Here is an 11,601-nt window from a genome sequence, read left to right as displayed (position 1 = left end):
GCTCGGCACCGCGCCGCCGGTGATCGATTCGGCGGACGTGCTGCGTGATCCCGCCGGCACGCTGTCTGCCCTCTGCGGGGCGCTCGGCATCCCGTGGGATGAAGCGATGCTGTCCTGGGCGCCGGGGCGCCACGTGGACGACGGCGTCTGGGCCGCGCATTGGTATGGCCGGGTCGAGGCATCCAGCGGCTTCGGCCCGCCCGAGCCGGAACCCGAGGCGTTGCCGCCAGCGCTCGCTGAGGTCGCCGACGCATGCCAGGCGGATTACGCCGCCATGGCGCAGCACCGGATACGCGCGCGCTAACCCTGGCCGGGCGCGGCAGGAAGCGCCGCGCCCGAGCCCTTGCTATCGGCTGAGGAACGTCAGCAGATCCTTGGTCAGCCGGTCGCTTTCGGTGGCGAACAGCCCGTGCGGCGCGCCGTCATATTCCACCAGCTGGCTCATGCCGATCGCGCTGGCAGCGGCGCGGCCGGTGGCGTCGATCGGCACTGTCTTGTCGCCCGTCCCGTGGATCACCAGCGTCGGCACGCGGAACGCCGGCAGGTCGGGTCGGAAATTGGTGAAGCTGAAGCTGCGTGCGCATTCCAGCGTGGAACGCAGTGACGCCTGCATCGCCAGCCGCCATGCCCAGTCGAGCGTCGCCTCGCTCACCGGGCTGGTAACATAGCCGACGCCGAAGAAGTCCTTGAAGAAGCTGCGGAAGAAGTCGGCGCGGTCGTGCCGGATGCCTTCGCCGATCTGCAGCAGGTCCGCCTCCGGCGCGCCATGCGGGTTCTCCTCCGATTTCAGCAGGCCCGGCACGACCGAGCCGATCAGCACCGCCGCGTTGACGCCGCGGCCGTCATGGCGGCTCATGTAACGCGCCACTTCGCCGCCCCCCATGGAGAAGCCGACGAGCGTTGCGTCCTGCTCCACCCCGGCGGCCTTCATCACTTCCGCCAGATCGTCGGTCAGCGAATCATAGTCATAGCCGTTCCATGGCTGACTGGACCGTCCGAAGCCGCGCCGGTCATAGGCGATCACGCGATAGCCCGCCTCGGCCAGCGCCAGGGCCTGCGGATCCCAGCTGTCGGCGGAGAGCGGCCAGCCGTGGATCAGCACGACGGGTCGACCCTCGCCCCAATCCTTCACAAACAGATCGGCACCATCGCGCGTCTTGACGTAGGGCATGTTCAACTCCGGTCGGTGAGACTGGAAGAACGGTAGCGGCAAGGCCGCGTTCCGTGCCCGGGCCGCCGCCTAACGCGTTTGCCGCAGCGTGGGCACGTCGTCCCGCACTTCGGTCATCGTTGGCCTTCGGATCGACGGCCGCAGCCGGGCGATGCTGCACAGGCCGGCGATCAGTGCGAGGCCGGCGGCGACCATCGACGGCACCGCGCCAGCGCCGACCCCGGCGGCGAGCAGGGCCGCCGCCAGCGTTGCGCCGGTCGTCTGCCCGGTGAGCCGGACGGTGGAGACGAGGCCGCCCGCTGCCGCCGCCCGCGCTTTCGGGGCGGAGCCGACGACCAGCCGGGCATTGGGCGGCAGGTACAGGCCGAAGCCCGAGCCGCACAGCGCCATGCGCCAGGCCACGTCGAAATAGCTCGGATCCGCCGGCAAGGTGGCGAGCAGCGTCAGCGCCACCAGCGTCACCGCCATGCCGATGCCGCCCAGAATGCCGGCCGGCACGCGATCCGAAAGAAAGCCGGACAGCGGCGCCACGATCATGTTGGTGAGCGGCCAGGGCGCGATGCACGCGCCGATCTGGGTCGCGGTGAAGCCGAGAGCCGACAGGCGGAAGGGGGTGGAAACCAGCAGGGTCATGGAGGCGGTGAACGCCGTCAGGCTGCCCACCGCCGACAGCGCGATGATCGGCCGCGCGAGAAGATCGACGGGCAGGATCGGGGCAGGGGCGCCCATTTCGCGCCGGACGAAGAACCAGCCGAGCGCCGCGCCTGTCGCGATGATGGCAAGGCTCACCACCGGGCTGTCGCCATGAACCAGGCTTTCCGCCCCGCCGATGGTGAGGCCGAACATGCCAGCGCACATGATCGCGCCGATAAGATCGAGGTGCGCGAGGCCCGGCTTGGGATCGGGCAGGGAGCGACCGAGCGCGATGCTGATGACGGCAAAGGGCAGCGAACTGGCGAATACCCAAGGCCAGGGCGCCACCGCCAGCACCAGCCCGCCGATCGTCGGCGCGGCCGCGGCGGAGCTGGTGACGATCACCGAATTGATGCCGAGCCCGCGGCCAAGCTGGCTCGCCGGATAGGTCTGGCGGATCAGCGCGGATGAGACGCTCAGCACCCCCGCTGCCCCGATCGCCTGTACCGCCCGCACGATCAGCAGGAACGGCAGGCTCTTGGCGAAAAAGCAGAGCAAAGTCGCGACCGCGAAAATCACCTGCCCCGCCTGATAGGTGCGCTTCAGCCCGATCCGCTCACCCAGCCCGGCGAACGGCAGGAGAAGCATGACCAGCATCACCTGATAGACGGTGACGATCGACACCACCGAACTGGGCGCGACGCCCAGGTCGTGCGCGATGGTGGGCAGCGCGACATTGGCGATGCCGCCGTCGATGATGACCAGCGCGGAGCCGCTTCCCAGCGAGGCTATCGCAAAGAGGCGGCGGGGAAGGGGCAGGCCATCCGACATCGCGGCCTGCATTACGGAAGCTGGCCGGGCGGGCAAGCGCCGCTGTCATCCCGATGGCCCGCGGTCGATTGTTGTGGCGGGTGCAATTCATCCTCCCGAGCCGCACGGCGTGAACGAGCGGTGACTGGCGGGCAAACGTCGCAAGGGGCGGGATGATCCGAAACAGTTCCGGCACATTGCGGCCGGTCGGCGCGCCCGGCATGGAGGATGCCTGATAACGGGGGAGCGACACATGAAGCATCGGTGGTTGGCGGCTGTGGGATTGGCGGTGCTTGCGACCTCGGGCGGGATCGCCCAAACCGCGGCCGTGACTGATGATCCCCATATCTGGCTCGAAGATCGGGAGGGCGCCAAGCCGCTCGCCTGGGTAGAAACCGAAAACAAGCGCACGCTGGCGCGGCTGGAGGCGGACCCGCGCTATCCGACCTTCTACGCCGAGGCGCTGGAGATCGCCTCCGCCGAAGATCGCATTCCCATGCCGCAGATCATCAACGGGCGCGTCTTCAACCTGTGGCGGGACAAGGCGCACCCGCAGGGCATCTGGCGGGTGACCAGTGCGGCCGATTTCGCCAGCGCCAATCCCGAATGGACGACGCTGATCGACCTTGATGCGCTTTCCCAGGCGGAAGGGCGCAAATGGGTGTGGAAGGGCGTCACCTGCCTGGAACCGGACGAGCGCCGCTGCCTTGTCGCCTTGAGCGAAGGCGGGGAGGATGCGACCAGCCTGCGCGAATTCGATCTCCAGACCGGCACGTTCGTGAAGGGCGGGTTTGATCTGCCCGCGTCCAAGCAGAACGCCGACTGGATCGATGCCGACACGCTGATCGTCTCGCGCGACTGGGGCGAGGGCACGCTCACCAAGTCCGGCTATCCCTTCGTCGTGAAGATCCTGAAGCGCGGCCAGCCGCTCGCCTCCGCGCAGGAGATCCATCGCGGCACGCCCGACGATATCGGCACCTGGCCTTCGGTGGAGCGGGACGCACTGGGCAATCGTGCGATCGTGATCACCCGCGCAAAGACCTTCTTCACCTCGGACATCCTGCTCTGGGACGGCACCAGGGCGGTGAAGGTGCCGTTGCCCGGCAAGGTGGAGGTGAACGGGCTGGTGAGCGGCCAGCTGGTCGTTCGCACCAGCGAAACATGGCGCAAGGTGCCGGAAGGCGCGCTGGCCTCGCTGCCGCTCAAGGATGCACTCGAAGGGCGCGGCGACCTCGTTACGATCTTCGCGCCCGGGCCACGTCAGTCGGTGGACCGAGGCAATGTGGCCGTCACCGATTCCGCGGTGATCGCGTCCGTTTACGACAACGTACGCGGCCGGGCGATGGTGTTCACGCCCTCGGGCGAGGGCTGGAAGAGCCGTGCGCTTGATCTGCCCGACAATCTGTCGGTCGATCTGGTGACGGCCGAACATGGCGGCGATCGCGGCTATCTCACGATTTCAGGCTTCACCACGCCGACCCGGCTGATGGCATTCGACGCGTCGAGCACGGCGGCGCCGGTGGCCGTGAAATCCTCACCTGCGCGGTTTGATGCCAGCGGCCTCGTCGTGGAGCAGTTCGAGGCGCGCTCGTCGGATGGTACCATGGTGCCCTATTTCCTCGTTCACCGCGACGGAGCGCCCAAGGATGGGAGCACGCCCACGCTGATGACGGCCTACGGTGGCTTCGAGATTTCGAATACGCCTTATTATTCCGGCATCACGGGCAAGCTGTGGCTGGAGCGGGGCGGCGCCTTCGTACTGGCCAACATTCGCGGCGGCGGCGAGTTCGGGCCGAAATGGCATGAGGCGGGCCGCAAGACGAAGCGCCAGCTGGTGTTCGACGATTTCGCCGGCATCGCCCGGGATCTGTTCGCGCGCCGCATCACCAGCGCGGAGAAGCTTGGCATCTATGGCGGCTCCAACGGCGGTCTGCTGATGGGGGTGGAGCTCACTCAGCACCCCGAACTCTGGGGCGCGGTGACGATCCAGGTGCCGCTGCTCGACATGCTGCGCTACGAAGGCATCGCCGCCGGCGCGTCGTGGGTGGACGAATATGGCTCCGTTTCCGTGCCGGAGGAGCGCGCCTTTCTCGCCAGCATGTCGCCCTATCATGCGCTCCGGAAGAATGGCCGTTATCCGGAGCCGTACATCTGGACGACCACTAAGGACGATCGCGTCGGCCCGCAACATGCGCGCAAGTTCGCGGCACGGATGAAGGAATATGGCCTGCCGTACCTCTTCTATGAGGATACGGCCGGCGGCCATTCCGGCGATGCCGATATCGCCCAGGGCGCGCGGCTGCAGGCGTTGCAGACGGTGTATTTCGCGCAGAAGCTGATCGGGCCCGGCGCCCCGTAAGGCCGCCCGGCGCGCCGGCCTGATGATCAGTCGGGCGCATCCGCGGCAGCGGCCGGGTGGCTGGTGGATTCCGGCGCCAGATAACGCTGGTTGGCTGCGCGCAGCCTGGCGCCTTCCTCGTCATAGAGGAACGGCAGGAACGCATATCGCTTGCCGCGAGTGACGGTCTTCGCCTCGTGCAGCAGCGAGCAGGAGAAGATCACCGCCCCGCCGGTCGGCGCGCGATAGGTCTGCGGGCCATATTCGGGAAAGCAGAGATCACCCCCGTCATAGTCGCCGGCGTTCAGGTTGATCGTGCAGGCGAACTTGCGATGCGCCGTTCCCTTGGTCGTATTGTCGCGATGCGCGCGGAAATGCCCGCCGCCATTGTCGCCGTCATAGCAGGCGACCAGCCACCGCTCGATCCGTGTCGCTTCCCAGCCGAGCGCGCGCTTGATCTGCGGGATCAGGAAACGGGCGAGGCGGGCGCGCAGCTGTTCGCGCAGGGCATCATCCTCGATATGGTAATCTGACCGGCGCTTGTGGCTATGATCGATACGCCCGACCGTCAGGCCGTTTTCCTCGCGCATGAAGCCCGACTCCTCACCGCCATTGGCCTCGTAAAGCTCGATCAGTCGCCGGCACAGCGCCGGCTCGAACACGCGCGGCACGATCAGCACCGGCGCGGCGGGATAGATCTCCGGCGCCGCTATCTGCGTCTGCAATGCCGCAATCGCCTGGTCGCCGGCGTTGAGCGGAAACCGGTCCAGCACGCGCAAGGTGCTGTCCAGCAGCAGCCAGTGCGGCCGGTACTTGGCCGGGCCCTCCGCCTCGTCGCACGCCCCGTACAGGCGCGACACGGCCGCGTCATGATCCAGGAACCAGCGGATGCCGGGCAGTTCCTGCCGCACCACGCCCTGCGTCGCATCGGCGGGATCGGTCGATACGCCGAAGAAGCTCGCCCCCCGATCATCGAACAGCGCCCGGTTCTCCGCCAGCAGCTGGAGCGCCGGGGCGATCGCGGGATGAGCGGCGCGGCCGGCGAACAGCATCAGGATCGGGCGGCCGGCGGCGGTGTCAAAGGCGTAGCGCGGGTTGCCGGACAACGCCGGGGCATGAAACCAGGGCGCTTGGTCGCCCGGGAGCAGCAGATGGGGCATAAGGAACGCTATCATTCCGCCAGGCACGGCGCGATTCGTTTTGCTACGTAGGTTTACGGATGCAAAGTGGGAACGCACCGTTGCAGAAAACGGTTATTGCTGCACTGCAACAGCATGGATATTGCCGGTGAGCATGAAGCTGAACACCGATGAAGATCGGGTCGCCGCACCAGCAACGCCGCCCGTCAGCATGCCGACCGTTTTCGAAGCGATCGTGAAGCAACAGGCGATCGCCGCGACCTATAATCGCGGCACGGTCACGCTGGCCCCGCACATCGTCTACACCAAGCACGGCGAGTTCTACCTCGACGCGCTGACGCTGGAGCGTGACGGCAAGCCCCCGCGAGAGCCGAAGATCGGCGCGTTCAAGATCGCTGGCCTCAGCGGCATGCGGGTCACCCCGCGCCGCTTCACGCGCAGCGAGCTCTTCAACCCGGCCGAAGAGCGCTACGAAGGCGTTACGCTGCTAACCATCGAGGGCTGAGGGCGACCAGCCGGGCGGCGCAAGCTCGAACCCGGCAAAGTCGAACCCCGGCGTCACGATGCAGCTGACCAGCGCCCAGCCGGCCGCCGCCTCGGCTGCCTGCCAGGCGTGCGCGGGCACCAGCACCTGCGGCGCGTCTGGCCCCAGCCGGTGCGTGGTGATCGCGCCTTCCCCCTCCACATGCAGCAGCAGCGGGCTGCCGGCGTGCCACAGCCACAGCTCCGCCGCATCCACCCGGTGCCAGTGCGACCGCTCGCCAACATCGAGCAGGAACAGGATCGCGGTCATCGGCGATCGTTCTCCCGCCGGCGCTGGCAGGCGCACCGTCTCGCGATAATGGCCGCCCTCGGGATGCGGCGCCAGGCGATGGCGCGCAATCAGGGCGGCCGCCTCGCTCACCGGCAGCGGACCTGGCTGTTCTGGTCCACGGCCCGCCCCGCCAGCGCGCCAGCCGCGCCGCCGAACAGCGTTCCGACGATCCGGCTGCGCCCGCCGTCGATCACATTGCCCAGGACGCCGCCCAGCGCGCCGCCGACGATGAGGCCCGTCGTGCCGTCGGAGCGGCGGCAGTAATAGCGCCCGTCGGAGCCGGAATAGACGCGATCGGTGGGGGCCAGCGCACGCTCCTGATATTGCGTGCCGGAGCGGTAATAGCGGGTGGGATCATAATCCCCCTCGTCGCGCCATTCCTCGTCGTCATAGCGCGAGACGGGCGGCGGCGCGCCGCGACCATCGTCCCAGCGCGGATCGCGATAGCCGGAACCCGGCACCCGGCGCACCGACTGATAGCGGTCAAATTCGCTGCGGAAGATCTGCAACTCGCGCTCGAACCGTTCCTGCGCCGCGCGGAAACGCGCATCGTCTGCGCTGGACTGGGCGACGGCGGGCGTGCCGATGGCGACGGCCGCTGCGCCGATGGCGATCGCGATGCGACGGGTAAGCATGTGACGTTTCTCTCCACGCCCACAATGGGCCGCAGCAGGATACGGCCGCCCGGCCATATCGTTCCTGAACGAACCTCGCGCCCCGGACGGACGATCAGCCTTGGTCCTGCATCGGTGCGCCATAAGCATCGATGGCCTCGAACAGGCGGGTCAGCGCGCCGCGCTCCGCCACGTCGATCTCCGGTTTCCAGATCTCGAACAGCAGCACCGTGCGTGTTTCGCTGCCCCGGTTCCACGCTTCGTGTTCAAAGGAATCGTCGAAGATGACCAGTTCGCCCTCGCGCCATTGGTGCACGTCCGCGCCGACGCGCAGCCCGCATCCGGGCGGCGCGATGATCGGCAGGTGGCAGATCAGGCGCGTGTTGAGCAGGCCGTGATGCGGCTGGATGTGCGCGCCCGGCGTCAATCGCGAGAACAGCGCCATCGGCGACCGCCCGGCAATGCGCGGGATCGGCAGCTTCGCCAGCGCCGCCATGGTCGCCGGGAAGCGCGACGCGTTCGCCTCCACCACCTCGCCGCCGCGCCACAGATGAAGCGCGCTCCACGCCGGATCGTCGAGCAGCGGATTGTTCGGCAGCGGGCGATCGGCATTGCCCTCCACATAAGGCGCGAAACCCTCCGTCGCGGCCTCCAGCTCGGCCCGGATCGCCGGGGTGGCCGCTTCCAGTTCCGCCACCCAGGCGAACTCGTCGCGCGCGTAAAAGGCGCGCTGCGGCAGCCCTTCGAAATAGAACATGCTCGGCTGTTGCAGGTACAATTCGCGCCGGCCGAGCAGCAGCTCGATCGATTGCGCGACCCGCGGCGGCTGCGGGCCGGTGATCGCGCCCTCGACATGGCCGGTGAAGCGCGCGTTCGCCTCCTGCTTGAACGCCTCCGCCTGCCGCAGCAGCGGGTGGAGCGCGGGCGGCACGTCGCGTGTCACGGCCGCCTGGTTGAGCGCGGCGGTGTAGAAGTTCGCGGCGGCGCGATCGTCGCCGTCCTGCCGCTTGCGATCGCCCATCAGCAGGAGGGCGGCAATATGACGCGGCTGTTCGCGCAATTGCGCCTGCAGCGCCGCAGTCTCGGCAGCTGCGTCCCCGCTCAACCGGCACGCCTGCGCCAAAGCCAACCAGGGCAGGGGAAAGTCCGCCGGGCGCGCCGCGATGATTTGGTCGAAGTTCGCCCGCGCCTCTGCGCCATCGCCGCGCCGCAACGCCTCCACACCCTGTCTGGCGAGGTGTTCGGCTTCGGCGCGGGTCATGGTCATGCCGCTTCTATCGCGGCTCCACCCCGGCGCGTAAAGCAGGCCAGCGTCACGGCAGGGTGACGAAACTGTCCATCACGCGCTTGTGCCCGGCCTTCTCGAATTCGATCTCGAGCTTGTTGCCTTCGATGCTTTCGATCGTGCCATAGCCGAACTTCTGGTGGAACACCCGCTGCCCGACGGACAGGTCGGACCGGCCCTTGTTGCCGAGGCTGACGGAAGGCGCGCGGCTTTCCACCACGCGCGTCGGCTCGCGGTTGAAGGTGCGGCTTTGCCATTCTCCGCCCGGCTTGCCGCCCAGCGTGCCCGCCGCCCGCTGCCACCCCGGCCCACGCCCGGTGCCGCGCCCGACATCGGCGAAGGGATCGGCCCGCTCGGACCAATTGGCGCGCCACAGGCTTTCGCCCCCGCTCATGGTGGTTTCGCTTTCCACATGATCGGGCGGCAGTTCGCCAACGAAGCGCGAGGGGATGGAACTGGTCCACTGCCCATAGATGCGGCGGTTGGCGGCGTGCAGGATCACGGCCAGCCGGCGCGCACGGGTGATCGCGACATAGGCCAGGCGCCGCTCCTCCTCCAGGCTGCGTGTGCCGCCTTCGTCCAGCGCGCGTTGCGACGGGAACAGCCCTTCCTCCCACCCGGCGAGGAACACCGTGTCGAACTCCAGGCCCTTGGCGGCGTGGATCGTCATGATCGTCACCTTCGGGTCCTCGCGCGCGCCCTCATTGTCCATGACGAGGCTGACATGCTCCAGGAAGGCGCCGAGGCTCTCATATTCCTCCATGGCGCGGACCAGTTCGTTCAGATTCTCCAGTCGCCCTGCCGCCTCGGCGGATTTCTCCGCCTGCCACATGGCGGTATAGCCCGATTCATCCAGGATCTGCCGCGCCAGCTCGGCATGCGGCAGGTCGCGCGCCATGTCGCGCCATCGGGCAATGTCGCCGATGAAATTGCCCAGCGCACGGCGCGCCTGCGGCGTCAGCTCGTCGGTGTCCAGGATGCGTGCGGCGGCCAGGCTCAGCGGCAGGTTCTGGGCGCGGGCGAGCTGGTGCAGCTTGGCGATCGCCTTGTCGCCAAGGCCGCGCTTGGGCGTGTTGACGATCCGCTCGAAGGCAAGGTCGTCGGCCGGCTGGTTGACGATGCGGAGATAGGCGAGCGCGTCGCGGATTTCCTGCCGCTCGTAGAAGCGGAAGCCGCCAACGATGCGATAGGGCATGCCGATGGCGATGAAGCGATCTTCGAACTCGCGCGTCTGGTGCTGCGCGCGGACCAGGATGGCAACATCGTCCAGCGACTTGTCGCCTTCGGCCCGGAAGTCACGCTGGCAGGCCTCGATCTCGTCACCAACGCGCCGGGCCTCCTCCGGGCCGTCCCAAACGCCGATCACGCGAACCTTTTCGCCCACGTCCAGCTCGGTCCACAGCTGCTTGCCGAGCCGGCCCGAATTGTTGCCGATCACGCCGCCCGCCGCGCCCAGGATGTGCGGCGTGGAGCGGTAATTCTGCTCCAGCCGGATCACCTTGGCGCCGGGAAAATCCTTTTCGAACTTGAGGATGTTCTCCACCTGCGCGCCGCGCCAGGAATAGATCGACTGGTCGTCGTCCCCCACGCAGCAGATGTTGCGCCGTTCCTGTGCCAGCAGCCTCAGCCAGAGATACTGGACGGAATTGGTGTCCTGGTACTCGTCCACCATGATGTATCGGAAGCGCTGCTGATATTGCTCCAGCACCTCGCGATTGGTCTTCAGGATGGTCAGGACATGGAGCAGCAGGTCGCCGAAGTCGCACGCGTTCACTGCGCGCAGGCGATCCTGATATTGTTCGTACAGCTCACCGCCGCGGCCATTGCCATAGCGTTCGCTCTCCCCCGCATCGATCTCGCGCGGGGTGAGCCCCTTGTTCTTCCATTCGTCGATCAGCCCGGCGAGGCTGCGCGCGGGAAAGCGCTTTTCGTCAATATCGGCCGCGGCGATCAGCTGCTTCAGCAGGCGAAGCTGGTCATCGGTGTCGAGAATGGTGAAATTGTTCTGCAGCCCGACCAGTTCGGCATGGCGGCGCAGCATCTTGGCGCCGATCGCGTGGAATGTGCCCAGCCACGGCATGCCCTCGACCGCATCGCCCACCAGCCGCCCGACCCGCTCGCGCATCTCGCGGGCGGCCTTGTTGGTGAAGGTGACGGACAAGATTTCGCTGGGGTAGGCGCGGCGGGTATAGAGCAGATGGGCAAGCCGGGCGGTCAGCGCCGCGGTCTTGCCGGTGCCGGCGCCGGCCAGCACCAGCACGGGCCCATCGGTGGTGAGCACCGCTTCGCGCTGCTGCGGATTGAGGCCCCTAAGATACGGAGGGTCGGCAAGCTGGGTATCGGTCACGCACGAACAGTTAGGGAACGAGGGCGGTGGGAGCAAGCGACGTGACGATCAGCGGAGGGTGCCATTGCGGCGCGGTGCGTTACGTGATCAGCGGTGAGGTCAGCCGACACTCGCTTTGCCATTGCAGCGACTGCCGGCGCTGTGCCGGCGCCGTTCCGGTGGGCTGGGCATCGGTGCGCCGGGAGGATCTGGCGGTTCAGGGCGACACGACGATCTATCGATCCTCGGACGATGTCGAGCGGCGCTTCTGTGCTGGTTGCGGGACCGGCCTGTTCTACGAGAGCGAGTCGCTGTTTCCCGGGCTGGTCGACGTTCAGTCTGCCACGTTCGACGATCCCGATGCACACGTCCCGACCGAGCGGATCCAGCTCGCCGATGCGCCTGAATGGCTCGCCCGTGCCCATCTGCTCCCGGGGCATCGCCGCTTCCCAGAATGATCATTGCAGTTGA

The 11,601-nt window shown here is 67.6% G+C and carries 10 protein-coding genes and 1 pseudogene; 4 read left to right on the top strand and 7 right to left on the bottom strand.

Going from position 1 to position 11,601, the window contains the following annotated elements:
* Positions 1-304: pseudogene (locus tag AX702_RS22320) on the top strand (HAD family hydrolase); the annotation flags it as partial.
* Positions 305-346: 42 nt separating this feature from the next.
* On the opposite strand, the gene AX702_RS01210 reads toward AX702_RS22320, so the two are convergent.
* Complete coding sequence (locus AX702_RS01210) at positions 347-1,171, bottom strand: alpha/beta fold hydrolase (protein ID WP_066775303.1); 825 nt, start codon at positions 1,169-1,171, stop codon at positions 347-349.
* Positions 1,172-1,240: 69 nt separating this feature from the next.
* Positions 1,241-2,635: an MFS transporter gene (locus AX702_RS01205; protein ID WP_066775333.1), complete on the bottom strand. Its 1,395-nt coding sequence runs from the start codon at positions 2,633-2,635 to the stop codon at positions 1,241-1,243.
* 232 nt (positions 2,636-2,867) lie between these two features.
* Between AX702_RS01205 and AX702_RS01200 the strand changes: the two genes are divergently transcribed.
* Entirely contained in the window at positions 2,868-4,973 is a 2,106-nt protein-coding gene (locus AX702_RS01200) for a prolyl oligopeptidase family serine peptidase (protein ID WP_066775300.1), read from the top strand.
* A gap of 26 nt (positions 4,974-4,999) precedes the next feature.
* Here the strand turns inward: AX702_RS01200 and AX702_RS01195 are convergent, their stop codons facing one another.
* Positions 5,000-6,112, bottom strand: a complete 1,113-nt coding sequence (locus AX702_RS01195) for a 2OG-Fe(II) oxygenase (protein WP_066775297.1) — start codon at positions 6,110-6,112, stop codon at positions 5,000-5,002.
* Between the two features lie 133 nt (positions 6,113-6,245).
* Between AX702_RS01195 and AX702_RS01190 the strand changes: the two genes are divergently transcribed.
* Positions 6,246-6,596 carry a hypothetical protein gene (locus AX702_RS01190; protein ID WP_066775295.1) on the top strand — a complete coding sequence of 117 codons (351 nt, stop codon included), beginning with the start codon at positions 6,246-6,248 and terminating at the stop codon, positions 6,594-6,596.
* Here AX702_RS01190 and AX702_RS01185 read toward each other — a convergent pair.
* The 4 genes from AX702_RS01185 to AX702_RS01170 all read right to left on the bottom strand — a co-directional run bounded on the left by AX702_RS01185 (position 6,579) and on the right by AX702_RS01170 (position 11,151).
* Positions 6,579-6,995 (bottom strand): cupin domain-containing protein, encoded by a 417-nt coding sequence (locus AX702_RS01185; protein ID WP_066775293.1) that lies wholly within the window; start codon positions 6,993-6,995, stop codon positions 6,579-6,581. The two genes, AX702_RS01190 and AX702_RS01185, sit on opposite strands and share 18 nt — an antisense overlap.
* Entirely contained in the window at positions 6,992-7,540 is a 549-nt protein-coding gene (locus tag AX702_RS01180) for a glycine zipper 2TM domain-containing protein (protein WP_066775289.1), read from the bottom strand. Before AX702_RS01180 ends, AX702_RS01185 begins: the two co-directional genes overlap by 4 nt.
* A 94-nt stretch (positions 7,541-7,634) precedes the next feature.
* On the bottom strand, positions 7,635-8,780 hold the full coding sequence (locus tag AX702_RS01175) for an aspartyl/asparaginyl beta-hydroxylase domain-containing protein (RefSeq protein ID WP_066775330.1): 1,146 nt from the start codon (positions 8,778-8,780) through the stop codon (positions 7,635-7,637).
* A 52-nt stretch (positions 8,781-8,832) separates the two neighbouring features.
* A complete protein-coding gene (locus AX702_RS01170) occupies positions 8,833-11,151 on the bottom strand; it encodes an ATP-dependent helicase (protein ID WP_066775278.1) in 2,319 nt (772 codons plus the stop codon).
* Positions 11,152-11,192: 41 nt separating this feature from the next.
* Here AX702_RS01170 and AX702_RS01165 point away from each other — a divergent pair, with 41 nt between their 5' ends.
* Positions 11,193-11,588, top strand: coding sequence for a GFA family protein (locus AX702_RS01165; RefSeq protein ID WP_066775325.1), 396 nt, complete (start codon positions 11,193-11,195; stop codon positions 11,586-11,588).
* Positions 11,589-11,601: the final 13 nt, after the last annotated feature.

Source organism: Sphingomonas sp. CCH5-D11 (assembly GCF_001557395.1).
Lineage (GTDB): Bacteria > Pseudomonadota > Alphaproteobacteria > Sphingomonadales > Sphingomonadaceae > Sphingomonas.
The sequence above is the reverse complement of the archived record's forward strand: the minus strand, read 5'-3'. Positions and strand labels throughout refer to the sequence as shown.